Raw genomic sequence first — 26550 nt, 5'->3', positions numbered from 1 at the left:
TGGACCATAGATGCCCCAAACAGCAACTGATCAGACTTGGAGGTGTCAATGAGTAAAGGGGTAACCCTGCGGGTCCGGGGCAAATACGCATGTTGCACTCGGCCGGAAATGAAAGTTGAGCGGGTGAGCTATGATGTGCTCACCCCATCTGCCGCCAGGGGGATTCTGGAGGCAGTGTACTGGAAACCCGCCATTTTTTGGGTTGTGGATCAGATCCATGTTTTGCAACCCATCCGTTTCACCAATATCCGCCGTAACGAGGTTTCCAAAAAACTCCCCTTGGCAGCCATAAGAAAAGCCATGAAAGGAGGAGAGCCCCCTGCCCTTTTTGTAGACGATTCCAAAAACCGCCAGCAAAGGGCGGCCCTGGTTCTCAGGGACGTAGATTATCTTATCCGAGCTCACTTTGAATTCACAAGCCAAGAAGACAACAATCCCGGAAAGCATCTGGATATCTTCAATAGAAGGGCCCGCAAAGGCCAGTGCTTTCACCAGCCCTATTTGGGCTGCCGGGAATTTCCCGCTGCCTTTGAGCTTTGGGAAGAAGAGCCCCCTTCCTGCCCGGAGGAGCTTATGGGCGCTAAAGACCTGGGCTGGATGCTCCATGATATTGATTTTGGCGATAACATGACACCCAAGTTTTTCCGGGCCCAAATGACCGACGGGGTGATCAAGGTGCCGCCTCTTAATACAGGGGAGGCAAGATCATGATTATTCAGGCATTGGATGCTTATTACAAACGCTTGGCCCAAGACCCGGAGGAAAACATCTCTTTGCAGGGGTTTTCCGTGGCCAAAATACTATTTGCCTTGGTTCTCAGCCCACAGGGAGAGTTGGTGGAGGTTCAGGATCTGCGCCTAACCAAGGGTAAAAGGAAAGAGCCTCTATTTTTGGAAGTGCCTGAGGCAGTCATCAGATCGGCCGGCATCAGCCCAAACTTTCTTTGGGATAAAACAGACTATGTCCTGGGTGCTGCCGCACCTCCCAAGAACAAGGAAAAAACAAACCCTGGAAAAGAAGCAAAAGATGCGCAAAGGGCAATCCAGGCCTTTGAATCCTTTGTTGAGCTTTGCCATCAGGTGGGTGACGGTCTTGACGACCCCGGCATGGCCGCGGTGCTTACCTTTTTAGATAGCTGGAATCCGGAAAAGGCCGCTGAACTTTCCCTTTGGGAAGAAATGGCCGGCCAAAACCTGGTTTTTCGCCTGGACGGGGCCAGGGGGTTTGTTCACCAATCGCCAACAGTGCGCCAGGCCTGGCTGGAACACTACAATTCCAAAGACACTGGAGCACAAGGCCAATGCCTGGTTAGCGGTGAAATCCAGCCACTGGAAAAGACCCACCCCAAAATAAAAGGGGTGGCCGGTGGGCAACCTTCAGGCACCTCCCTGGTCTCTTTTAATTTGGATGCCTTTAAATCCTATGGCAAAGAACAGAACCTCAACTCTCCCATAAGCTCCCAAAGCGCCTTTAACTACACCACCGCCTTGAACCGGCTTTTACAGGCCGACAACGAAAGAATGGTCCGAATAGGCGAGACCAGTGTGGTTTTTTGGACAGAAAACAAATCACCGGCATCCAAACGGTTCGGCATGGTTCTGAAACCGCCCCAGGCCGAGGACAGCGCTCTTAATCAGGAGCTTCAGGTCTTTTTAGAGTCACTCAAGGCGGGAAAACATTCAACGGGGCTGGAGGGTGAAAACCCTTTTTACGCTTTAGGGCTTTCCCCCAACAGCTCCCGGATTTCGGTTCGTTTCTGGCTGGCCAGCACTGTGGCGGAGATGGAAAAGCGCTTGAGTGAGCATTTCCATGACCTGGAGCTGGTGAGGCAATGGGAAAACGAATCTCCATACCCTTCTCCCTGGGCCCTCTTGCGTGAAACCGCCTTGCAAAAAAAATCCAGCAATATCTCGCCCAAGCTAAGCGGCGACTTCACCCGCGCCATAATCACCGGGCAAAGTTACCCCCGCTCCCTTTTGGAAGCGGTTTTGGAGCGCATTCGCGCGGATCAGCAAGTCAATTACCTGCGCACCGCCCTGATAAAGGCATATCTCAGCCGTTGTTATCGCCTTTCCCCTTCCTATCGCAACAACCCAAACCACATGGAGGTCTCCATGAGCCTGGACAAGCAATCCACAGATACCGCCTATAGACTGGGGCGCCTGTTTGCCGCCCTTGAAAAATTGCAACGTGACGCCCTTGGCACGCTCAACGCAACAATTCGAGACCGTTACATCTCTTCCGCCTCGGCAACACCCAAGGTGGCCTTTCCCCATCTTTTGCGTTTGGCCCAGGCTCACATGAAAAAAACCGAATATGCCAAAAGCCATGATAAAACCCTTGGTGAAATCATGGATGGAATTGATGCGTTCCCCGCCCATTTCACCTTGGAGCAGCAAGGACAATTCTTCCTGGGCTACTACCATCAGCGTAAAGACTTCTTCACCGCCAAAAACGATAAAGAATCGGAGGGATAAGCCATGTCCGCAGCCATTAACAACCGTTATGAGTTTGTCTATCTGTTTGATTGCGAAAACGGCAACCCCAACGGGGACCCTGATGCGGGCAACACCCCCCGTATTGATCCTGAAACCAGTCACGGACTGGTTACTGATGTCTGCCTGAAACGCAAGATCAGAAACTTTGTGGAAATCGTTAAAAAACAGGAAAGCCCTTTTCGCATTTATGTGCGGGAAAAGGCTGTGCTGAGCACGGTTCGTGGAGAAGCTTATGAACAGGTCGAAACAGACGCCAAAGCGGACAAGATAAAACTGGGCCGCGATTTTATGTGCAAGAACTTTTTTGATGTGCGGACCTTTGGCGCTGTGATGTCCACCAAAGAAAACAACTGCGGCCAGGTGCGGGGGCCGGTTCAGCTTAATTTCTCGCGCAGCATAGACCCGGTTATGCCTTTGGAGTTCACAATCACCCGCATGGCAGTGGAAACGGAAAAAGAAGCCCAAAGCCAGGATGGCGACAACCGCACCATGGGCCGAAAAAACCTGATTCCCTATGGCCTGTTCCGGGCCGAAGGCTATATCTCTGCCCATCTGGCCCAGGATACGGGCTTTTCTGAAGATGACCTTGAGCTTCTATGGGCATCTCTGATCAACATGTTTGATCATGACCATTCAGCGGCCAGGGGCAAAATGAACGCACGCAAGCTATTTGTTTTCAAGCATGACTCTGCCTTGGGCAATGCCCCGGCCCATAAACTGTTCGATTTGATCAAGGTGGATGCAAAAGAAGAAACAGGCAAACCGCCGCGCTCTTTTGCTGACTATGAAAACGGCATATCAGTGGATAAAGACAACCTTCCCCAAGGCGTGGAGCTGCTGGAGATGCTGTAATCTCATGTATCTTGAAGCTGATCTTCTGCCGCTCTCTGCCTTGCAGCACCTGGCTTTTTGTCCCAGGCAATGCGGACTGATCCACCTGGAACGTCAGTGGGAAGAAAACCTTTTCACGGCTCAAGGCAGGGTTATGCACCAAAAGGCGCATGAAGAACAAACAGAAACCAGGGGCGGGCTGCGCATTGTGCGGGGCCTGCCCCTGCGTTCATTAAGCCTGGGGTTGAGTGGGGTGGCTGATATTGTGGAGTTCCATAATGGCGAGCCCTTTCCGGTTGAATATAAACGTGGTCGGCCCAAGGCTGGAAACTGTGATCAGGTGCAGTTATGCGCTCAAGCCATATGTCTCGAGGAAATGCTTAAAAAAAGCATTGCCGGAGGCGCTCTTTTTTACGGCCAAACCCACAGAAGATTGGATGTGCTTTTTGATGATCCGTTGAGGCAAGCCACCAAAGACCTTGCCCAAAGCCTGCATCAGATGATGGAGCAGGGCCGGACCCCAAAGGCACAGCCCGGCCCCAAATGCAAAAGCTGTTCTCTGGTCAAAGTCTGCCTGCCGGAAACAAGCGGCAAGGAAAAGGTGGAAACCTATCTGAAAAGACAGATAACCCGGAACATGAGAGAAGCATGAAGCGATTCCTAAACACCTTATTTGTTGGCAAACAGGGTTCTTATCTAGCCAAAGAGGGAGAATGCGTTCTGGTCAAGGCCGAGGGCAAGGTGGCCCTTCGAACGCCAGTGCATCTTCTGGGCGGAATTATCTGTTTTGGGGATGTCAAGGTGAGTCCCTGGCTTATGGCCCATTGCGCGGAGAAGCAAACCGCCATTTCCTTTTTGTCGGAGAACGGCCGTTTTCTGGCCAAGGTCCAGGGACCGGTGACAGGCAATGTACTGTTGCGCAAGGAGCAATACCGCCGGTCTGATGATTTGGAAAGATCAGCCGGTATAGCCAGGGCTTTTGTGGCGGCCAAAATCGCCAACTGCCGAAGTACGTTGCTTCGCTCCTTAAGGGACCAGCAAGACCAAAACAAAAAAGAAACGCTGAACCAGGCGGCCCGGGAACTGGCCAAATTGCTTGCAGAACTGGGTGAAAAAGATGACCTTGACACCATAAGGGGGTTGGAAGGCACGGCGGCAAAGACTTATTTCAGGGCTTTTGAGGCCCGAATGACCAGCGGCTCTCATGGATTTTGCTTTACCAAGCGGAGCCGAAGACCTCCCACCGATGAAGTGAACGCCCTGCTCTCCTTTATCTACACGTTACTTGTGCATGATGTCGGGGCTGCTTGTGAATGCACCGGTCTGGACTCCCAAGTGGGCTTTTTACATAGGGACAGGCCGGGACGGCCAAGCCTTTCTTTGGACCTCATGGAAGAACTACGCCCTGTAATAGCCGACCGTCTGGTGCTGACCTTGATCAACCGCCGCCAAATCAGCAAAAAGGGTTTTCACCACTCGGAGACCGGAGCCTTTACCATGGATGACGCCACCAGGAAAACCGTATTAAAGGCATACCAGGAACGGAAAAAGGTTGAGGTTATGCATCCATATTTGAAAGAAAAACTTAACCTAGGGCAACTGCCTTTTATCCAGGCGCTTTTGCTGGCCAGACATCTAAGGGGCGATATAGACGGGTACCCGGCTTATTTTCATCGCTAAAACACAGCCTGTTGGCAGAAGGTAAAGCCTCTTGCGCGAACCCCAATCACACATGAAATCACCGGGAGGTTCGCGCAAGAGTTAAGCAGCTGAATAAAAACAAAAAAGAGCAAATACAACCCCAGAAGGGTCATCATGACAAGCTCAAAAAACACAGGTTCGCGGAAAGCGTAATTTTTCTCCTGCAATTTCGGCTTGTTATAATGGCCGCAGTCGCGCCCCACGCGGGCGCGTGGATTGAAACAAGCTGGCCCTGGAAGACATTTCCGGGATAGCCGTCGCGCCCCACGCGGGCGCGTGGATTGAAACTGTGATGAGAAGGGGAAATGGAGTGGCTACGATCCGTCGCGCCCCACGCGGGCGCGTGGATTGAAACGCCAAGCTGCTACCCCTCCCCATGCACACATGGGAGTCGCGCCCCACGCGGGCGCGTGGATTGAAACCGCGACACCCCTGTGTTGTTGCGAATATAGATACCGAGTCGCGCCCCACGCGGGCGCGTGGATTGAAACTCGTTATCAAGAAGAGTTCCAACGTAAAACCCTGAGTCGCGCCCCACGCGGGCGCGTGGATTGAAACTTAGATAAAAACGACTATGTCATCACTACCCCCGCCGTCGCGCCCCACGCGGGCGCGTGGATTGAAACATGATCGATGCCTGGGTGGCCCCATCCAAAGAAGGTCGCGCCCCACGCGGGCGCGTGGATTGAAACATTATATAGATGGCGGGTGAGTGCCATGGTACACCGGTCGCGCCCCACGCGGGCGCGTGGATTGAAACCTGGATTTGGTTGTATCTCTCGTATTTTGCGGTGGTCGCGCCCCACGCGGGCGCGTGGATTGAAACCATCGCATTTTATCATACCTATCACCCAATCGTGTCGCGCCCCACGCGGGCGCGTGGATTGAAACACGATAACAAGTTTGTCACCGGCCACGGCAGGGGGTCGCGCCCCACGCGGGCGCGTGGATTGAAACATAAGCCGGGAACAATACGAAACCGACTTAAGTAGTCGCGCCCCACGCGGGCGCGTGGATTGAAACATGGCAAACCCGCATATATCAGCACCCAAATACTAGTCGCGCCCCACGCGGGCGCGTGGATTGAAACTTTCCTTTTCGCAACCAAGATATTCGGTGTTTTCGTCGCGCCCCACGCGGGCGCGTGGATTGAAACGGCTGCTTGTTTGATGGACATCCCGTATAGATTAGTCGCGCCCCACGCGGGCGCGTGGATTGAAACTCCGGCAGCCCATGCCAATAGTCCCAGGCCCGCTGTCGCGCCCCACGCGGGCGCGTGGATTGAAACCTGAATAGCATCAGAAACAGCCACGATCTCGTTATGTCGCGCCCCACGCGGGCGCGTGGATTGAAACGGTCAGTGTTAGCAGTGGATACCCGCAATGGCTGTCGCGCCCCACGCGGGCGCGTGGATTGAAACTTGTCCAGCTCGTAATATGAGATGCTAGAGTCAGGTCGCGCCCCACGCGGGCGCGTGGATTGAAACAGGCCAACCGGTAGTAATGCCTACCGGCCGTAAGTCGCGCCCCACGCGGGCGCGTGGATTGAAACATGTTCTTGCCCATATCCTGCCAATCATCCAGCAGTCGCGCCCCACGCGGGCGCGTGGATTGAAACACGGTGCTATAACCCACTCCGAACCGGCCTGTCTGGTCGCGCCCCACGCGGGCGCGTGGATTGAAACATTGATACTATATTTCGCGGGTGAGGCATATGAGCCGGTCGCGCCCCACGCGGGCGCGTGGATTGAAACTGATCTTGTTGTAAGCCCAAGCGGAGATGATTGGTGTCGCGCCCCACGCGGGCGCGTGGATTGAAACGAAACGGCGATGGCGTCGAAAATGAAATTTATGTCGCGCCCCACGCGGGCGCGTGGATTGAAACGTAGAGGGAGCGGTGCCGTTTCCTACGGACACTAGTCGCGCCCCACGCGGGCGCGTGGATTGAAACATGTAAAAGCCACCTTGCTGCCCGTAATCACTTTGTCGCGCCCCACGCGGGCGCGTGGATTGAAACCAGTTCCGAGGCTTTGACTGATTCCATTGGGTTGTCGCGCCCCACGCGGGCGCGTGGATTGAAACTCCTTCAAACCGCTCCCGCACAGCAGAAAGCATGTGTCGCGCCCCACGCGGGCGCGTGGATTGAAACTAGTGCCGAGAGATGCGGTGTCGAGCATGGTCGACGTCGCGCCCCACGCGGGCGCGTGGATTGAAACGCAACAAAGTAGCCGGCTACGCAGCGTAACCTAAGTCGCGCCCCACGCGGGCGCGTGGATTGAAACCGCGCATGCGGGAATGGGTGGGAGATCGCGTTACGTCGCGCCCCACGCGGGCGCGTGGATTGAAACTCGTGCTTATGTAGTTCCAGTATGGCTTTTTGCTGTCGCGCCCCACGCGGGCGCGTGGATTGAAACCTTGAACCTGCCCAGAAAGGTCTCAAGCGCGCTTGTCGCGCCCCACGCGGGCGCGTGGATTGAAACAAGTAGGACAGACGGTCAACCGCATTATGGGTGGTCGCGCCCCACGCGGGCGCGTGGATTGAAACTCGGGCGTGAGTGATGACGAAGCCGACGATGACGTCGCGCCCCACGCGGGCGCGTGGATTGAAACTGTGACGGTAGCTTGCTGGATTTGGGAGTTTCCCCGTCGCGCCCCACGCGGGCGCGTGGATTGAAACTTCCCAATGGACTTGCGCCCATTTTAATATCTGATGTCGCGCCCCACGCGGGCGCGTGGATTGAAACGTTTTGAAATAAACCGGGCATTTGAATCATTAGGGTGTCGCGCCCCACGCGGGCGCGTGGATTGAAACACATTTTGTGCCAGACTCCCCGCCCTCAAGTTGGTCGCGCCCCACGCGGGCGCGTGGATTGAAACCCCGCTGGCAAAATCGTCTAACAACTGTTCCAGCAGTCGCGCCCCACGCGGGCGCGTGGATTGAAACTGACCAAGGCGAGGGCCGGTATCATAGACGCCGACGTCGCGCCCCACGCGGGCGCGTGGATTGAAACAGCTTGTAACTGAAAATCTTGAACTCAGCCGCCCGTCGCGCCCCACGCGGGCGCGTGGATTGAAACCAGCCATGATCCTGCAAATAATCCAGTGCTGCCAACGTCGCGCCCCACGCGGGCGCGTGGATTGAAACTTAGCAGCAGGGGTTACACCAGGTTTTTGTCTCGCGTCGCGCCCCACGCGGGCGCGTGGATTGAAACAATAACCCCCACAAAGTCATAAGGAGTGCTGTTAGTCGCGCCCCACGCGGGCGCGTGGATTGAAACTCCAAATGGTCGGGCGAGGGCTCCGAGTTGTTGACGTCGCGCCCCACGCGGGCGCGTGGATTGAAACACAAACTGAATAAGTTAATAAAATAAACAAGTTGTCGCGCCCCACGCGGGCGCGTGGATTGAAACCATAAGCTCCGCTGGCAGTGTGAGGGGCGACGGGTCGCGCCCCACGCGGGCGCGTGGATTGAAACTAAACACCCCCGCCCAGGCCAAAACTCCCCCCTGGGTCGCGCCCCACGCGGGCGCGTGGATTGAAACCCCCCACTGTGCATATTGTCCCTGAGATCGCAATGTCGCGCCCCACGCGGGCGCGTGGATTGAAACCGTGTTCCGGTAGAGCCGCAGGCCCAGCTTTGCAAGTCGCGCCCCACGCGGGCGCGTGGATTGAAACCCTAGCTATTAAATCGGCTAACTCTGCGGTGACTGCCGTCGCGCCCCACGCGGGCGCGTGGATTGAAACGGAAAACTAATGCAGCGGGAGTTTCTGACCCTGACACGTCGCGCCCCACGCGGGCGCGTGGATTGAAACCAACGCTGTAATCTCTTTCATGCCACCGCACAGGTCGCGCCCCACGCGGGCGCGTGGATTGAAACCTCACCCATGACTTGATTAGCTCTTGTGAATTTGTCGCGCCCCACGCGGGCGCGTGGATTGAAACCTGTCCTTTCGCGGTATTTGGCCGCCTCCCTGGAAGTCGCGCCCCACGCGGGCGCGTGGATTGAAACTCGGCCTGCCTGGCGGGCTGTAGCCGACTACTTGTCGCGCCCCACGCGGGCGCGTGGATTGAAACGATAATTATGGGTGCATAAATTGGGAGCCCAAAAAGTCGCGCCCCACGCGGGCGCGTGGATTGAAACTACAGAAGGACATCTCCCACACTGACTCCGAGAGTCGCGCCCCACGCGGGCGCGTGGATTGAAACTGTGGCTCGGCCTGGCCCTGATCGAGGCGGCGGCGTCGCGCCCCACGCGGGCGCGTGGATTGAAACCGGAGCTCCGAAAAGCCAGAAACACACGGGATGTGTCGCGCCCCACGCGGGCGCGTGGATTGAAACCCTTACGTTCAAATCCGCCGTCTAAGGCTTCGTGTCGCGCCCCACGCGGGCGCGTGGATTGAAACCCTGAGCAAATGCCTATTTTTCTCTACCTTGACTGGTCGCGCCCCACGCGGGCGCGTGGATTGAAACATTTGTGGCTGCCTGCGAGGCTAGCCTTAAGCTCGTCGCGCCCCACGCGGGCGCGTGGATTGAAACATCATTACCTACTCAGGCATACGTGGGCCTGGGCGTCGCGCCCCACGCGGGCGCGTGGATTGAAACTTTGATTAAGTATTACCGGTCCGGCGCGGCTAAGGTCGCGCCCCACGCGGGCGCGTGGATTGAAACTGTGCTCACCCCAACGCACAACCCAAGAGGGTTTGTCGCGCCCCACGCGGGCGCGTGGATTGAAACTGAATACTCTTCAGCGCCTCGATCACGGCCCGCGTATCGCGCCCCACCCTGCCCTATAAATCTCATAATCAAAATCCTTTTCTTTATCCCAATTCATTCAACAAAAGCAATTTTTGGAAATAATTACAAGTAGTAGCATTATTTCATAACCATAAGTATAGCCTTTTATTCTTTATCAAAAAATAAATTAAGAAATATTGACCAGACATGTTGTTATGAGTAGGGTTAAAACGTCTCATGCTCAGAATAAAAAATTTAAAATACCGGAGAATTCTTAACGGAAAAAACTATTAAGATTCTAATGAATATTGCAATTACCTTATTAATTATCACTCCACTTTTATTAATAAAATTCCCGGAAATCAGCACTTTTAGTTCGATCAGCAAATTGATAAAGTCGGCTAGTTTATCTGATAATGAGCCGGGACTCGACTTAAAACTCACAGATATGCCCCTCCGAGCCAAGGACCCTGAGCTGGAGAAAAAGGCCATTGCCGGGGACAAAGGGGCCCAGTCCCTTTTGGGAGACCTTTATGCCCATGGTATTGAAAGAGACGAAGACCTTAAAAAAGTTTTCTTTTGGTATAAAAAAGCGGCTGAACAGGGTCATGAAGAAGCCCAGGAGAGACTGGGTGGCAGGTATGCAAATAGTTTGGAGATTCCACCCAATCGGTCCAAAGCGCTTTTCTGGTATGAAAAAGCCGCTTCGCAAGGCAATCCGAAAATTAAGAGACATTTAGGTAAAAATTGCCTTTATGGCGCTGGTGTGCCCAAGGACATTGAAAAGGCAATTTTTTGGTATACAAAAGCTGCTGATAATGGTGATATTTTCTCTTCATTTATCCTTGGCGATTTATGCGAAAAGGGTGAGCAGGTTAGAAAAACTATAAAACCGCTTTTTTTGGGTACGAGAGATCGGCGCATCGTGGCTACAAAAAAGCTCAATATAAAGTCGAGGACATACTCCTTTTTGGCAAAGGGATCCCGGTAGACTTAAAGCAAGGATTTAAGTGGACCCAAAAGGCAGTAAAAGGTGAGAACAAAACAGCCCAATTAAATTTGGGCCTTTGGTACCTGAAAGGTCTGGGTGCTCAAAAGGATTTTGAAAAAGCCAAGTATTGGCTTGAAAAGGCAGCTGATAACGGATCAAAAGTGGCCTTAAAATATCCTAAGATGCTTCCATAGAATTCAATATAAATAGCGAAAAGTAAAAACAATGAGTGAAAAACAAATCAGAATCATCATTAGCATTGCAGCAACCATTTTAATTATCAGCCCGTTTTTATTAATTTCATTACCAGAGATAGAGGATTCCTACTCTCTTAATAACTTTATAGAATCAATAAATGTTTCAAATAACGAACCGGAACTTGAGCCCGAAAAAATGGAGATGCCCACCCAGGCAAAAGATCCGAATCTGGAGGAAAAAGCCATTGCCGGGGATAAAGAGGCACAATCCGTTTTAGGAGACCTTTATGCCAATGGCCTGGGGAGGAAAGAAGACCAGGTAAAGGCATTTTTTTGGTTTAAAAGGGCGGCTGAGCGGGGTCATGTAGAGGCCCAAATCAAGCTGGCAGGAATGTACTTCACAGGCCTTGGCACTGAAGCTGATTTAAAAAAAGCTTTTGAATGGATGAAAAAGGCGGCTGAGCAAGGGGACATACGAGCCCAGAGATTATTACATTTTATGTATGAAGAAGGCCTAGGAACCAATAAAGATTGGAAAAAAAGTAAATTTTGGGCAAAAAAGGCCTGGAATCAAAGATTTAAACCTAAGGATTTTGTAACGCCAAAAAACAATCCAACAGTTCTCTTTTGGTTACCTAAGGCTGCCGGGCTTGGGGATGACAAATTCCAATTCATGTTGGGGTATATCTATAGATGTGGAATTATAACCTTAAAAAATTCTGAGAGAGCCTTATTTTGGTTTAAAAAAGCCGCTGATCAGGGACAGCTGAAGGCAAAATATCAAATGGCCCATATGTATTTTGCCGGCGAAGGTATTCCCCAAGACAAAGAAAAAGGAATAAGGCTATTTCTTATTGCCGCAGAAAAAGGTTATTCTCCCGCGCAATTCTATCTGGGCTTTTATTATGATCTTGGCAAGGGGCTGCCTGAAAATAAGCAGAAAGCACTATATTGGTATACCAAGTCAGCAGAAAAAGGTTACGCAAGCGCACAGGAAGAATTGGGTAAAAAATATGCATTGGGTGAAGATATTTCTGCCGATCCAGTCAAAGCTCTTTTCTGGTTTAAAAAGGCAGCCAAGCAGGGAGAAACAATTTCCCTAAGCAATTTACCCAAGAAATACCTAAAAGGGGATGGTGTTCTCAAAGATATTGAAAAGGCTCTTTTCTGGTACCAGAAAGCTGCTCAACTAGGCAGTTTTATTGCCCAATTTGAACTTGGAGAGTTATATGAATACGGAGAAGAAGTAACTCAAAATTATACAACAGCTCTTTATTGGTATGAACAATCAGCTTCCATGGGACATTTGGAAGCCAGATTCAAGGCTGGATACATGAATCTTAACAATCAGGGCGAACAAGCAGACCCCAAAAGGGGTTTTGAATGGACTAAAATGGCTGCCGAAGAAGGGCACGCTGCAGCACAGCTTAATTTGGGAGCCTGCTACATGGAAGGGCATGGCACTCCAAAGGACCTGACAAAAGCCAGATATTGGCTTAAAAAGGCGGCAGATGGCGGATATTTAAAGGCTAAGAATCTTCTTAGGCAAATCCCGGGCTAGGAACAGATAAAAACCTTGTTAATTTTGGAATATTAATTTATTAAGACTATTTTTCACGAAATATTTCTTTTTAATTTTTAGTTATTGAAATTACCGACTGGGGAGAGATTAAATTTACAATGCATTACAAAAACTAAAGAATATTTAATTATTTATTTAGTAATATCCACTTTAGTGCGAAACTATTTTCCACTTAAGCTTGCGCATTTACTAAAAAATGAAGCCTGGAAAGCTTCCACAGAATTAAATTACAGTAAAGCAATTAACATATGCACCAAGCAAATTGAATCAGGTAAGTTAAGTAAAGCGAAGTTGGCTGAAGCATATACCATTAGAGGTAATGTCCACAGAAAAATAAAGGTCTTTAATTCTGCATTAAAAGATATAAGTATTGCTCTAGAAATAAAAACTGACTATGCTTTAGCATATGCAATTTGAAGGTTTCTTTGCTCAAACAGAAACAATATGAATAAAGCCATGGAGGATTTGGATAAAGCCCTAGAAATTGGCCCAAATCTTCACTTAGGTTACATGGAAAAAGTTATTTTTATCATCAAAAAATAAGTACGATCAGGCCTTATTCTTCATTGAACAAGCCATCAAGTGCAACTCAGGTGATCCCAGCTCTCATATCATAAAGGGGCACATCAAGAAAAAACAAAACAAATTTTCAGAAGCTTTAATCTGGTTCAATCAAGGCATCAAAATCAGTCCTGGCTCTTGGAAAACTTATTATCACAAGTCCTTACTCCTAAAAGAAATGAAAAAATATGCAGAGGCTCTTCAAGCAATCAACCAGGCCATCCAGATTCTCCCCGAATACCACAAATTTTATCTTAAGAGAGGAGATATCTATTTAGAGTTAAAAGAGTATGATCTTGCTCTGTCTGATTACAATAAATACTTAACACATAAACCGGATTCATCTTCAGCGCTTTATAATCGCGGTTTAGCCTTTTTGAAACTTAAGCGATACCCTGACAGCATTAAAGACTTTTCAAGAGCCATAGAAGTAAAGCCCAAGTATTACAAGGTATATATTAAAAGGGCCAAGGCCTGTTCAATATTAGGTGAAACCCAAAAGAGGAATCAGAATCTTCTTAAAGCATTCAAATTAAAACTTGCTGGATACATGTAACAAACCCTGCTAGTTATAAGCATGATTCATCCAGGTCCGGCTCTTGCCTCCAGGCGGGATTTAAACAAAACTCGCGATTCTATAATACTCATATCCCGATAGGAGACTTACAATCAGCAGCACTGGTATGCCCAGCAAGGTCTTGCCGGTGCGTTTATTCATAAGCTTCATGGTAAAGCGGGCGCTTTTGCGACGACAAGGCGCTTCTCCTTAAATCCCCCCCATAAGTCCGACTCTGGTTTTAATTCATAACCTATTTAAAATTCTCCTATTCCATCTTTTTAGGAAAGCTTAGACAGGTCTATGCACCCCAGTGAGCCATCCCTCTGGCCCATTGGGCTATTTTGCCTGCTCTCCTTGCATCAGCTAAGAAAGGGGCGATTTGGGGACATTTTATTAATGGAAGCTAAGAAAGAGAGCCTGCAATGCTCATGAAATGGACCATAAATGACCAGTGATAAATTTGATTGTATCAATCTTATTTTTAGCATCCTGTTGTTATTCATATATAATTTGGGTTATATAAACTCAGGCACATATTTTGGTTCAGGAATTGGGTTAAAATGAGACTAAAGAGTCGTTGTTGACCCAAACACCGGCCAAAAGACGAGGCGCCAAACAAAAAAAGGGGCAAAAACGCCTCGCAACCAATTGTATTATAAACAGAATTCAGAATTGATCCCAGCAGGCCCCATACAATACAAACTTTCGACTGAAGGCTCACCCCAACCGGGCAAAGTTTTTTGCAACCCAGCACCCAGGTTCTACTGGAAACAGGCCTGCCTCACAGACCGCAAGCGGCAAAATAACCCATCGCTGCAATAGAAATACTAAGGCTATAATTACTTCCCCGAACCACTTGGTTTTCTACCGGATGATCTTTCAAGCCGATTGCGATCTATGCAAATCCTGTTGTCTTTCTTTGAAGATAGAACCTTTTTTCATGCAATTATCTGAAAAACAGAAACAAAAGGCGCAGGTCAAGACCTCGATGCAGGCCTCGTTCGCTCAGATTCTTCATACCTGAATCCGAAACGACCCCCCCTGCTTTGTCAGGCCAAATACCTTTGCCTTTCCTGCCTTGTGGCCAAACGGTTTCCAGGCCAAGCAAACATTAAGAGCCAAGAGGAGGCATCTAAGGGCGAATAAGCCACAACTGGCCGGGAAAAGTTGAGAATTAAAGGCCAACAACGACTCGCGCCTGATGTCGACCCAGCCAAATCTAGGTTAGGAAAACAGCCAAAACGAGAGGTTGGAATGATTTCCCGCAAAAAACCCATATTAGGAGCCGCTATTGCTCTGGTCATGTTGCTGAATTCTTTTGGGGCAGCCCAGGCAAATATGGAACTTTGCATGACTACGGTCTATATGAACACTCACTCCGCGGTAGTGAACGCCTGAAAACCCTGGTTCAAGGATATTGAAAAGGCCACCAAGGGCCAAATCAAAATTAACTACTACAACCCCAATACCTCGACCTCGCTGAACGACCACCATCAGCGGCATGATCAATATCGGCGGCAACGACTGCCCCAGGACCGCCGGTAAATTCAACCTCAGCACGGTGTTGGAGCTTCCCGGCATAGCCCCCAGCGCCGAGGCGGCTCCCTGGTATTCTGGGACCTGTACCAGAATTACCCCGAGTTCCAGAAAGACAACATCCTGTGGTTTTGAGCCGGCACCACTTATCAGCTTCATACCACCCAAAAGGCGGTCAAGACCCAGGCAGACCTTTCCGGGCTCAAGATCATTCGCTGGAACAAGAAATCCGTGGAGATCATCAAGGTTCCGACCGCCAACCAGACAAAAGATGTAGACAATTACTATCCGGCCCTCGCCCGGAAGCGGCGCATAAGGTATAACTCAAAGTACAGGATCAAAAATCTAGTATACTAAGCTACTTGTTCGGCGGAAACATGAGCAGACCCAAAAACATGCAGCACGCCGCAAACCTTGAAGCCGCTAGTCTCAGGCCCTTGTCCGGTGAGGTTCAAGCCGGGCAGTTTGTCGTGGGCAAAGACCATATAATTGTGGCCTGGGACAAGGGCATGGAAAGACTCACCAACCTGAAAGCAGAAAGGGTGGTGGGCACCAAGATCACCGAACCGCCCTTTAACAGCCAAACCTGGCTGGTAAGCTATTATCTGAAAAACAACTGGGCCGAAGCCCGAGCCGCCTATGGCCAGGCCAAACTCTTCAGGCTGCCCATGGCTGGTGATTGGGTGGGAGTCCGCAACTACAGCACTGTCTGGGACCAGAAACTGGAGATAACCGAGCTGGTAACTTGCCAAAATTCCAACGAAACTCTTATCCAGACAGTATTTGCCACAGATCCCGTGGCCCTTGCCGGTCCCTCGGACACAGGCGAACTGGCCAGCATGCGCATTTTGGCCGAGCATGTGCCGGCTGGTGTGGCGCTTATGCAAGACGGCAAGCTGATCTTTGTAAACCAGACCTTCTGCACCATGTTCGGCTACACCAACCCTGCGGAACTCATAGACAAGCCCTCGGCCCACCTTCTGGTTGAAGAAGATCGCACCAGACACACAAAAGTGATCAAAAACCTGAGCAAGCAGGAAGATTCCAAGCTGAACTTTCAATGGACCGGTGTGGGCAGGCAGGGCCGTAAATTCTGGTTTGAAGGCAGGCCGGTGCCGATTGAATGGCAAGGCAGACCAGCCGTGCTTTCGTTTGTGATGGATATCACGGAGTTCAAGCAGCGCGAAGAGCTGATGGAAAAGGAATCCAGGCAGCTCAAGGTTGAAAATATAAGGCTTAAGACCTCCATTGACTATCGAGTGCGGCTGGGCAACATAATCGGCCGAAGCGCCAAGATGCAAGAGGTTTTCGAGTCGATTATCAGGGCGGCTTCCAGTGATTTCAGCATAGTTATTTATGGTGAAACCGGCACAGGCAAAGAACTGGTATCCAAGGCCATTCACGAACTCAGTCAAAGAAACGAAGCTCCTTTTGTGCCGGTGAACTGCGGAGCCATTCCGGAAGAACTCTTTGAAAGCGAATTCTTTGGCCACAAAAAAGGCTCTTTCACCGGCGCTCATGCCGACAAAACCGGTTTTCTGGACCAGGCCAAAGGCGGCACCATTTTCCTGGACGAGATAGGCGAGCTCACCCAGACCAGCCAGGTTAAACTTCTGCGCGCCCTGGGTTCCGGCGAATATACTGCCATAGGCAGCGCCCAGCCCACCAAGGCCCAATTCCGGGTGATAGCCGCCACCAATGCAGACTTAGAGCATATGGCCCAAACGGGTCGGTTCCGACAGGACCTTTTTTTCCGCATCCATGTCATACCGGTCTATCTGCCTCCCTTAAGGGAGCGCAAGGAGGACATCCCTCACCTGGCAGAGCACATCCTGAACAAACTGGGATATTCCACCAAGATATCAAGCAAGGATCTGGCCATATTATTGGAATATGACTGGCCCGGAAATGTGCGTGAACTTTACAACATTCTGGAACGCTACATGGCCTTTGGCAACCTGGATTTCCTGCAGGTCGGCATCAAGGAAACAGGCGTCTTGGTGCCTCCCTTTGTGGATGATGAACTGGGGCAAACCACCAAGGGGCTCAGGGACACCATGATGGCCCTCGAGAAAAAAATTCTCATAAGCGCCCTGGAACAAAACGGCTGGAACCGCTCTCGCACTGCCAAGGCCCTGGACCTGCCGAGAAAGACCCTTTTCCGAAAGATGCAGAAACTGGGCATCACCCAAAAGACCTCCCTCTGACAGCCCCTCCCCTTTGCCCGTAAAAAAACCGGGGCAAAAGCAGGTTTCGTGAACTTTCACCCCGGGTTCATATCCCTTGCGGTTAAACAGTTAATCAGGCGGCAAAGGCCTTAGGCCGCCTTTTCTTTTTTCCTGCGGCTATGGGCTATGCGCCAGAGAAATACAACCGTCAAAGCCAAAAACACCATGGCTATGGGGCGCTGGGTTATGAAAAAAGGATTGACCCAGGACATAACCACGGTCTGCTGCAGGCTCATCTCCAGCATGGGTCCCAGAACAAATCCAATGATAAAGGTTACAAAGCTCAATTTGAGCTTGCGCATAAAGTAGCCCAGCAAGGCAAAGACCAGCATGATAAAAACAGCCAGCAAGCTGTTTTCGGCCAGGTATCCCCCGGTGAGGCAAACAAAAATAACCAGGGGGTAGACAATGTTCTTCGGCGCGCTCAAGGCCTTGGCAAAAACCTTCAGCCCCAGGTTGCCTATAAAAAGGTTAAGAACATTGGCCACGAGCATTGCTGCATAGATGCCGTAGATAAGTTGCCCGTTTTCTTCAAACATCATGGGGCCGGGGGTGACTCCGTGGATGATAAAGGCTCCGATGAGCAGAGCGGCCACCACGTTGCCAGGAATGCCCAAGGTGAAAAGCGGGATCATGTTACTGCCCACCACTGCGTTATTGGCCGCCTCGGCCGCAGCGATCCCTTCCAACTCGCCCTTGCCAAAGGTCTCCGGGTGTTTGCTGGCCCTTTTGGCCGCACCATAGCCCAAAAAAGCGGCAATGGTGGTGCCTAAGCCGGGCAAGGTGCCCACCGCAGTTCCTATCAGGCTGGATCGCAGAATGGTCTTGCCTGCGGCCAGGTATTCCCTGAAAGAAATTCTTTGATCCGCTTTGGGCAAATTTTGATCGATCACGATCATGTTCTCTTTGCTTTGCGCGCCCTTTTCCAACTGATTCCAGACCTCACTCAAGGCCAGCATGCCGATGCCTACTGCAATAAGGGGGATGCCGCTTTGCAGGTCCATAACCCCAAAGGTAAGCCTGGGAGAGGCGTTCATGGGGTCAATGCCCATACAGGCAAAAAGCACCCCGAACACAGCCGCCACCAGGCCTTTAAGCATGGACTCGCTCTCCAGGGCGGCGATCAGGGAAAGTGCGAAGATGATCACGCACAAAACCTCCGGCGGCCCCATTTTAAGGGCCACAGTGGCAATGGGCGCGGCAACGAAGATCAAGACCAGGTCGGAAAAGGTGTCACCGGTTACCGAGGAGTAAAGCGCCATTTTAAGGGCCTTCAAGGCCTTGCCTTTTTTGGCCAGGGGATAACCGTCAAAGGTGGTGGCGACCGCCTCGGGGGAGCCGGGTGTGTTCAACAAAATTGCGGCAATGGAGCCGCCAAAGGTGGAGCCCTTGTTTAAGCCCACTAAAAAGGCAATGGCCAGCAAAGGGCTCATGTAAAAGGTCAAAGGCACTGCCAGGGCAATGGCCATGGGTCCGTTAAGGCCGGGCACCGCCCCCACCAAGACCCCGGTGGCCACGCCAATGGCCAGATAAAGTATATTGCCCCATTGCAGGGCATCGGCGAATCCTGCCAGAATCATATCCATTTGTTTACAGTCCGCTGGTTCCCTTTACCTAAGGGAGCTTTATCAAGAGTCCGTAACGGAAAAACAAAAAGACCGCCAAGGGCACCAACAGGGAAAAGCTCCCCACAATCACAGGCGACCTTTGCCCATAACACAGCATGGAAGCTGCGACTATAAAAAAGCCTCCGGCTATAAACCCCAGCCAGGCCATGATCAAGAGCCCTGCCAGGGAAAGCCCGAAATTAAGCCCCACGCTCTTAAGCGATCCGGCGCTGAAAACGGTTTTCTCTTTACCTGACCAGGTCTTGGGGAGGTTTTTATATAAAAGCCCCAGGCCTAAGCCAACCAGCAAAACTGAACAGGCAACAGGCAGCGCGGCAGGGGGCATGCCAAACTCCGGAGCCGGGGCACACTGGCTCGGCGCCACCCATATGGCCATCAAGAGGCCAAAGACAATCAACCCAATGGAGAGAAAAAAATCCGTGCGTTGCATATTTATCACCCCACAGCGAAAATAATTCCGCTTTAGTCTGCGGCAAACTCAAGGCCTGCCGCAGACTGTGGTTTTCAGCTATTTATCAAGATAAGCCTTGTATGAATCATGAGACCTTAGAATCAGCTCAGTGATCCGGGGCGAATCCATGAAGACCGCCGGCATATGCAGTTTTTCCTTTAAGAGCTTCTGTACTTCCTCATGGTTAAAGGCGCGTTTGGCCGCCTGTTCCAGGGTCTTTTTCACTTCTGCATTCACGCCCTTGGGCATAACCAGCATAAAGGGAACGTCCATGGAAATATCATAGCCCAACTGCTTTAAGGTCGGCACATCCGGAAAGGCCATCAAGGGCTCTGAGGTGCAGGCAGCTAAAACCACCATCTTGCCGGCAATGGCGTATTTATAGTGCACACCGCCGCTCCAGGCGAAATCCACATGCCCGCCCAAAAGTGAAGGCACCATCTCTCCGCCGCCCTTGGTTGGAACCGGGGCCAGGGTGAAACCCACCTTTTTGCTGATCAACTTGGCGGCCAGCTTGTCCCAGGTAGTCTGGCTGGCAAAAGTGAGCATGCCTTTTTCCTTGCCCGCTTTCACCAGGTCGGCCCAGCTCTTCCAGCCTTTTTTAGGGCTGGCCACAAAGGCAGGCTGGGTGAAACAGATCCCGGCCAGGTAGTCAAAATCATCTACTTTGTAATTTGTCTTGGAGACTAAAGTGCTTAAAGTGAAAGGCAGGCTAACGTTGGCTCCAATGGTATAACCATCCGGCTTTTCCATCTTAAGGTTGCTGGCACCCACCGCGCCGCCGGCTCCGGCCCGGTTGGAGACAACCACCGGCTGGCCCAACTCATCGCCCAATGCTTTGGCAAAGACGCGGAAAGTGGCGTCCAGCGAACCGCCGGCCTTAAAGGCAACCACCAGGTTAACAGGTGAATCAGGATATTTGGCCAAGGCATTGCCACCCAGGCAAAGGGTCAGGGCCAAAAGCAAAGTCAACCCAAAAGAAAAGACTCCTCGCTTCATCTCGCACCTCCCAAAAAGGGCATTGACTGGTCAGGCCAATGCCCATAAGTAAATCCATTCCTTAGCGGACCTGATAAGGCATCCGCACCTCCAACGCTTCAACCGGGCAGTCCACCTCGCAGGGCAGGCAATACCAGCAGGTTTTGTTCAGCTCAAAAGATCGCCCGCAGCTTAAGCAGCGTTCGGCTTCCCTTTTGGCCTGTTCATCGTTTAAGTTACGTTCCAGGGGGCCGTCCAAGGCGGTCCGGCCCTTGGGGTCAAGGTCTGTTCGGGCTATGTCCCTGGCCCTTTCCGGCTCAACCACATATTCCTTTTCCAGGCCATTGGTCAGGTAAAAATCCCTCTCATAGTCCAACTCAAGCCCGGCCAACAGACGGTTGGCCGAGATTCCGGCCTCCTTGCCCGAGGCCATGGCCCTTACCACTGAACTGGGTCCGTTCAGGCAGTCACCGGCCACAAAGACCTTTTCCCTGGCCGGAGATTTCTGGGTGTAAGGTTCTGCGGCCAGGCGGCCTTTGTTCTCTTGCTCAAGGTTTTGGTCAAGGCCGCTGTTCTGAAGGGTCTGCCCCACGGCCACCACCACCTGGTCCGCTATCAGGGGAGCGGGCTTTAATTCTTCAGTCAAAAGGGGTGCAAAAACGCCTTTACCATCAAAGACCCTCAAACAACGGGACAGGTCCAGGGCCAATCTGTCGCCTTGTGCCCTGATGCCGGTAACGCCAAGACAATTAAGCAGATGCACGCCTTCTTCTTGGGCCAGGGCCAACTCCTCGGCATGGGCGGGCATCTGGTCAGGTCCTTCCAGGCACAGCATCGTCACCTTGGCTGCACCCAAACGCAGGCAGGTGACAGCCGAATCAACAGCCGTGTTGCCGCCGCCTATGACCACCACCTCACGGCCCTCCATATCCTCGGCCAGGCCGTTTCTGGCCTTGGCCAAAAGATCCAGGCCGGGGAAAACACCTTCCAGGTCCTCACCGGGCACGTTAAGCTTCATTGCCTTGCCCGCGCCCAGGGCCAGAACCACGGCCTCATAGTCTTTTTCCAACTGATCAAGTTCCAGGTTTTCACCCAGTCTGAAACCGGTTTTAAAGCTGACACCCATCTTGCCAAGGAGATCCAGCGCCCTTTTCAACTCGGCTTCGGGCATGCGAAAGGCGGGAATGGCCCCCAGCAAAAAACCGCCGGGCTTTTCAGCGGCTTCATAGACCGCCACTTCATGACCAGCCGCCGCCATTTCATAGGCCGCGGCCAAACCGGCCGGGCCTGAACCCACCACACAGGTTTTCCTGGAGGTCTTCTTCACTTCGGGCGGGGTTTCCACAATCTCGGGGTATTTAGCGGCCAGGTAGCGTTTCAGTGCCCTGATCTGCACAGCCCCGTCACCTATGGTCTTGCCCCGCTCGCAGGAGGATTCGCAAGGCCGGGAGCAGACCGCACCCAGGATTCCGGCAAAGGGGGTGTATTTACGCAGCTCTTGGGCTGCCAGCTCTTCCTTGCCCTGGGCGATGAGCCTTACATAGCCCTGACAGTTCAGATTCAAGGGACAGGCCTGGCGGCAGGGGGCCACGGAAAGCCTTAAGTTATCCATGATACAGCGATCAACGCAGTTGCCGCAGGCAAAGCAGAGATCGCGGTCTATTTTTATATTCACATCTGAAATCATCTTCGAACTCTCCATTTCCGGGATTGGCTACATACCGATCACAGGCGCTTTTAAAGCCTTGATGCGGGAGGGATCTTCATCCTTTTGCAAGACCACATGACATTTCCAGTTCTTGTCGTCCTGCTCCGGATAATCGGCCCTTCTGTGGGAGGATCCCCAACGGCTCTCGGTCCTGGTCAGGGAGGCCACGGCCGAGAAGTCGGCGCACTGGATAATGTGCTCCACCTCATACAGTTTGGAGAGTTCATGGGGATTAGCCGCCCTGGTCTGTTTGGCGAGCTGGTCGCGGAAGATCTCAGACCAATGCAGCCATTTTTCCAATTTGTCCTTATTTTTAAGGCCAATAAGATAGTCACCGATAAAGCGGCGGACCTTGAACTCAAGCTCCCGGACATCCAACTCCCGGGTCTTGGCCTCGGCCCTTTGATTCCTGAGACCTATGGCCTCTTGCACCTGGGCCGGGTCATACTCCGCCTTTTTATTCTCCTTCATGAATTCAACGGCGCTTTCCGCAGCCACTTCACCAAAGACCAAAGCACCGCTTAAGTGCTGCTTGGGCACACTGGCCACGTCACCGGCCACAAACAGGCCGGGGACCTGACACTCGGCCTTTTCATTGACCCTCACCCCGCTGATGCCATGGCCGCCGCAGAGCTGGCACTCAGTGGGCCAGAGTTCAATATCATCCCTGCGGAAATCGATCTTGCGGTTCTTAAAAAAGCGCTCCTGGACCGGGCGCTCGGTGGTGAAGAGGATGCCTTCAATCTCCTGAATGACTGCCTCGTCCAGGTGGCTCAGCCTGATACGCACTGGCCCCAAGCCTTTTTCATGGACCTCGTTCATGCGGCTTATGTGATTCACCTCGTTTTGCATGATCACATTGTTCAGCATGTCCAGGACCTTGCCGCCCCTGGTCACGGTGACGGCCAAAAGAGGCATATTGGCGTCTTTTATAACCACTGGGCTCTGGGTGGCCTCCATGCCGGTGAGCGAGGCTCCGGCCCGATAAGCCATGACATAGCCGTCGCCGGTGTTGCCCGGGAAGTCAAAGCCGCCATAGAGATAGCCCGAGTTGGGCAAAGAGAACCTGGCCTGACCACCGGCACAGACAATCACCGCCTTGGCCTTGGCCACCACCATCTCGCCGGTGCGCACATTGAGCCCCACCGCACCGCTGACCTTGGGTCCGTCCTGCAACAGTTTCACGCCCATGACCCGGTTGACCGCAAAAGCCCCCTTTTCCTTGGTCATGCCGGACATCATGGTCTTTAAGTCCGGCTCTTGCATGGCGGTCTGGAAATTGCCCTTTACGTGATATTTCAGGGTGCGGTAGTTGCCCGAGGCATCCAGGGGGAAATACACTCCCCAGCCTTCCAGTTTTTTCAAAAGATCAAAGGATCGGGCAGCCATCAGGTGACTGGCCGGGGCATCGGCAACCCCGGCCGAACCTTCGGTGACGCTCTCCACGTAGAGTTCCGGAGAGGTGAGGTTGGGAATGGATACGATATTCAAGGCATCCATACCGCGGGCAATGGAGCCTGAGTAGTCTATATCGCCTTTTTCAAAGATCACCACCTTCAACTCGGGATCAAGCTCAAGGGCTCGGATGGCGGCCATACAGCCGGCGCTGCCTCCGCCGATAATCAGCAGATCCGCTTCAAGATACTGGTTTCCCATTACTCCTCCTTGGGACGGGACAAAAAAGGAATGTCCCGCACTATAATGCGGCCAAGGATCCGCAGAAGGCACTCGCGGACCGCCTAGCCGAGGGTGATTCCACCCCAGTTTTTATCGTCTCTGTGAAACGAGTAAGTCAGCTCCACCCTGTCCGCCAAAAAAGTGAGTCGGCCCCACATAACCGGTTTGTATTCTGCGTTGAAATACACACCGCTTCGCCTGATCACCAGCGAACCCATGTCGACATTAAGGGACTGGGCCTCTTTTTTGGTAAGGGGGAAAGTGCCAATACGATAGTTCATCTCAATGACCTTGGTCTCCCTTTTGCTGTCCATAAGATCGTTAAGGGAGCAGGTCTTGAGCAATTCCTTATCCAATTGATCAGCCACCTCATGAGGCAGGTAGCGTTCTTCCAGGGCATAGGGCTTGCCGTCGGCCAGTTTCAGGCGCTTGATCATAAGGCCGGTGGTGCCGGGGGCGAGTTTGAGGTCACGGGCGCAGTCCACAGGCAGGTAGTCCTCGCCCATCTCCAAAACCCGGTTGGTGGCCTTGACGCCCTGCTCGGCAAGCATCTTTTCTATGGATTGGAACTGCCGCACCCAGTCGCGGCGTTTGGGAGAGGCCACAAAGGAGCCTTTACCTCTGATGCGTCGGATGACGTCCTGGGATTCCAGGTGTTGATAGGCCTGTCTTATGGTGGTGCGGCTTATGCTGTAGCGCTTTATAAGCTCATTTTCAGAAGGCACCGAATCGCCTTCCACCAGGCCGTTTTCGCGGATGTAAGCAGTTAACACCTCGCAAAGCTGGACATAAAGGGGTTTAAAGTCCCCAGAGTTTAAATCCGGCAGTTTGCTTAGTTCCGTCATCTACGTACCTCTCTTATCAAGTTGTTACTATAACCCTACAACACAATAATGCAACTACTTTGTAGGTCAGTTTTGCTAAATAATTAATTTTACAGGTAAATTATTAAAATAATTCCACCTCAACCATGGTAGTGGTAAACGAGTTATCACTATAACATGGTTAAACGGTTAACCCTAAAACCATACAAGAAGAAAAACTGCAAGCCAAACAAGGGAAAAAACGAAAAAAGTTCCAGGATCAGCCTAAAAAAAAAGGGGGAAGAAAAAAAACGCCGGGCCGCGCAGACAGACCAGTCAAAATCCTTGATCTGGGAGCGAACCGTATTGACCAGATGCACAAGATTTCCAGCCGGTTCACCTAGCTTGCCGCCGGTGGCCGGTTTTGCCCATGGTCCATTGGAAATAGGCCGATTTTATTATTTTGATCAGAGAGGTTAAGTTTGCCATGACCGTGATAAAAAAAATAATGACTGAAACCGCCTGCCTATAGTGGATAGGCATCTGCCGAGGCGGATAAAGGTCTGGGGGAAATCAAGGCTAAAAGCCCGGCAAATTAGAAGCTTACCAGGCTTATGATTTTAATATGTCAGCAAAATAACATTTTATTGAGGAACCAAGATGCACGGTGCATCGCGCTCAAATAGCGGCGGTCGAGAAGGCCCCGAGGGAAGGCTTACCCACAAATTGAACCGCCCGCCTCTTAAAGGGGCGGGCGGCTTAATCACGTTAAAATGGCTTTGGCCTGACTTTGAATTTTAAAACCCCTTAGCCGGGAGCCAGGCTAAATTCCTGTTTCAAGGTGTTGATGAGTTCCTTGACCGAAATGATATTTTTCACCCGGTAAGCGTTTTTTCCGGCAAAGGCGAAACCGTTTTTAAGTTTGCCTTTGCGGGCGCAATCCAGAGCCATGGCAATGCAGTAAGGACTTTTCTGCATTTCACAGGTGCGAATGCAATGGAACGGACAACGCACCGGTTTTCTCTCGCCGGACTCCACATCGGTTAAAAACTGGTTCTTCACAGCCCTGCCCGGCAGGCCAAGCGGACTTTTGATCACCACAATATCTTCTTCTTCGGCATTAATGTACGTCTGCTTAAAGGCATCGTCTGCGTCACACTCATGGGTGGCCACAAACCTGGTGCCCATCTGTACGCCCGAAGCTCCCAGCTTGAGATATTTTTTAATGTCGCTGCCGGTAAAAACGCCGCCTGCGGCAATGACCGGAATAGAGGGTAGACCGGCTTTGGTAAACGGCTTCACCGCTTCCATGACATCGGTCACCAGCTTTTCCAGAGAAAATTTGGGGTCATCGAGCTGGTTTGTCTTAAAACCAAGATGACCGCCCGCCATGGGGCCTTCGACCACAAAGGCGTCGGGCAGGTAATCAAACCGGGAAAGCCACTTCTGGCAGATGATCTTGGCCGCCCGGCCGGAAGAGACAATCGGCACCAGCTTGGTATGCAGGCCTTCCTTGAGGTAGCCGGGCAAATTCAGAGGCAGCCCCGCCCCTGAGAAGATTACGTCGATCCGTTCTTCCAAGGAAGCCTTTACCATGTCGCTGAAATTGGTGAGGGCGACCATGATGTTCACGCCCAAAATTCCCTTGGTCCATTCCCTGGCCTTTTGAATCTCTCTTTTAATGGCCCGGATATTGGCTTCGGTACTGTTTTGGGAGATGTCCGGTTCACCGATGCCCGCCATGGCGGCGGCGATTACGCCTATGCCGCCTTCATTGGCAACAGCGGAGGCTAATCTGGAAAGGGAGATGCCCACCCCCATTCCACCCTGGACGACCGGCAGCTTGCTGACCAGATCCCCGATTTTAAGTGTGGGAAGTTCCATTTA

The 26550-nt window shown here is 51.9% G+C and carries 18 protein-coding genes, 1 pseudogene and 1 CRISPR repeat array; of the genes and pseudogenes, 11 read left to right on the top strand and 8 right to left on the bottom strand.

From position 1 onward, the window contains the following. Positions 1-48: 48 nt before the first annotated feature. From cas5c to X474_RS23640, 10 genes and pseudogenes are all read left to right on the top strand, one after another. On the top strand, positions 49-711 hold the full coding sequence (gene cas5c, locus X474_RS23675) for a type I-C CRISPR-associated protein Cas5c (RefSeq protein ID WP_044352469.1): 663 nt from the start codon (positions 49-51) through the stop codon (positions 709-711). Then, a complete protein-coding gene (cas8c, locus tag X474_RS23670; protein WP_044352468.1) occupies positions 708-2477 on the top strand; it encodes a type I-C CRISPR-associated protein Cas8c/Csd1 in 1770 nt (589 codons plus the stop codon). The genes cas5c and cas8c overlap by 4 nt, the downstream gene beginning before the upstream one ends. A 3-nt stretch (positions 2478-2480) precedes the next feature. Then, on the top strand, positions 2481-3350 hold the full coding sequence (gene cas7c / locus X474_RS23665) for a type I-C CRISPR-associated protein Cas7/Csd2 (protein WP_044352466.1): 870 nt from the start codon (positions 2481-2483) through the stop codon (positions 3348-3350). 4 nt (positions 3351-3354) lie between these two features. Further along, positions 3355-3981, top strand: a complete 627-nt coding sequence (cas4, locus tag X474_RS23660) for a CRISPR-associated protein Cas4 (protein WP_044352464.1) — start codon at positions 3355-3357, stop codon at positions 3979-3981. Then, entirely contained in the window at positions 3978-5009 is a 1032-nt protein-coding gene (cas1c, locus tag X474_RS23655; RefSeq protein ID WP_044352462.1) for a type I-C CRISPR-associated endonuclease Cas1c, read from the top strand. Before cas4 ends, cas1c begins: the two co-directional genes overlap by 4 nt. 212 nt (positions 5010-5221) lie before the next feature. After that, a CRISPR array of direct repeats spans positions 5222-9764; the repeat unit is 32 nt; unit sequence GTCGCGCCCCACGCGGGCGCGTGGATTGAAAC. A gap of 301 nt (positions 9765-10065) precedes the next feature. After that, entirely contained in the window at positions 10066-10755 is a 690-nt protein-coding gene (locus X474_RS23650) for a tetratricopeptide repeat protein (protein WP_044352459.1), read from the top strand. Continuing rightward, a complete protein-coding gene (locus tag X474_RS27460; RefSeq protein ID WP_082464607.1) occupies positions 10725-10949 on the top strand; it encodes a tetratricopeptide repeat protein in 225 nt (74 codons plus the stop codon). The genes X474_RS23650 and X474_RS27460 overlap by 31 nt, the downstream gene beginning before the upstream one ends. A gap of 31 nt (positions 10950-10980) precedes the next feature. Beyond that, positions 10981-12513, top strand: coding sequence for an SEL1-like repeat protein (locus X474_RS23645; RefSeq protein ID WP_052515574.1), 1533 nt, complete (start codon positions 10981-10983; stop codon positions 12511-12513). A gap of 84 nt (positions 12514-12597) precedes the next feature. Next, a complete protein-coding gene (locus X474_RS26385; protein WP_156360908.1) occupies positions 12598-12951 on the top strand; it encodes a tetratricopeptide repeat protein in 354 nt (117 codons plus the stop codon). 130 nt (positions 12952-13081) lie between these two features. Continuing rightward, a pseudogene (locus X474_RS23640) lies at positions 13082-13651 on the top strand (tetratricopeptide repeat protein); the annotation flags it as partial. Between the two features lie 1281 nt (positions 13652-14932). Here X474_RS23640 and X474_RS23635 read toward each other — a convergent pair. Next, entirely contained in the window at positions 14933-15349 is a 417-nt protein-coding gene (locus tag X474_RS23635) for a hypothetical protein (RefSeq protein ID WP_044352456.1), read from the bottom strand. A 218-nt stretch (positions 15350-15567) separates the two neighbouring features. Between X474_RS23635 and X474_RS23630 the strand changes: the two genes are divergently transcribed. Then, the gene (locus X474_RS23630; protein WP_052515573.1) at positions 15568-17397 is read left to right on the top strand and encodes a sigma-54 interaction domain-containing protein; all 1830 of its coding nucleotides are present in this window, start codon (positions 15568-15570) and stop codon (positions 17395-17397) included. 110 nt (positions 17398-17507) lie between these two features. Here the strand turns inward: X474_RS23630 and X474_RS23625 are convergent, their stop codons facing one another. The 7 genes from X474_RS23625 to X474_RS23590 form a co-directional block, all read right to left on the bottom strand. After that, positions 17508-19004, bottom strand: coding sequence for a tripartite tricarboxylate transporter permease (locus X474_RS23625; protein WP_044352455.1), 1497 nt, complete (start codon positions 19002-19004; stop codon positions 17508-17510). Between the two features lie 28 nt (positions 19005-19032). Continuing rightward, the gene (locus tag X474_RS23620) at positions 19033-19476 is read right to left on the bottom strand and encodes a tripartite tricarboxylate transporter TctB family protein (protein WP_044352454.1); all 444 of its coding nucleotides are present in this window, start codon (positions 19474-19476) and stop codon (positions 19033-19035) included. A 78-nt stretch (positions 19477-19554) separates the two neighbouring features. Beyond that, entirely contained in the window at positions 19555-20496 is a 942-nt protein-coding gene (locus tag X474_RS23615; protein ID WP_044352452.1) for a tripartite tricarboxylate transporter substrate binding protein, read from the bottom strand. A gap of 61 nt (positions 20497-20557) precedes the next feature. Further along, positions 20558-22162 (bottom strand): FAD-dependent oxidoreductase, encoded by a 1605-nt coding sequence (locus tag X474_RS23610; RefSeq protein ID WP_044352451.1) that lies wholly within the window; start codon positions 22160-22162, stop codon positions 20558-20560. 27 nt (positions 22163-22189) lie between these two features. Continuing rightward, positions 22190-23839: an FAD-binding protein gene (locus X474_RS23605; RefSeq protein ID WP_044352450.1), complete on the bottom strand. Its 1650-nt coding sequence runs from the start codon at positions 23837-23839 to the stop codon at positions 22190-22192. Positions 23840-23922: 83 nt separating this feature from the next. After that, the gene (locus tag X474_RS23600; RefSeq protein WP_044352449.1) at positions 23923-24705 is read right to left on the bottom strand and encodes a GntR family transcriptional regulator; all 783 of its coding nucleotides are present in this window, start codon (positions 24703-24705) and stop codon (positions 23923-23925) included. Between the two features lie 765 nt (positions 24706-25470). Further along, on the bottom strand, positions 25471-26547 hold the full coding sequence (locus X474_RS23590; RefSeq protein ID WP_044352445.1) for an NAD(P)H-dependent flavin oxidoreductase: 1077 nt from the start codon (positions 26545-26547) through the stop codon (positions 25471-25473). Positions 26548-26550: the final 3 nt, after the last annotated feature.

This window comes from Dethiosulfatarculus sandiegensis, assembly GCF_000931935.2.
Classification (GTDB): Bacteria; Desulfobacterota; Desulfarculia; order Desulfarculales; family Desulfarculaceae; genus Dethiosulfatarculus; species Dethiosulfatarculus sandiegensis.
This window is presented reverse-complemented; position numbering and strand designations above follow the sequence as displayed.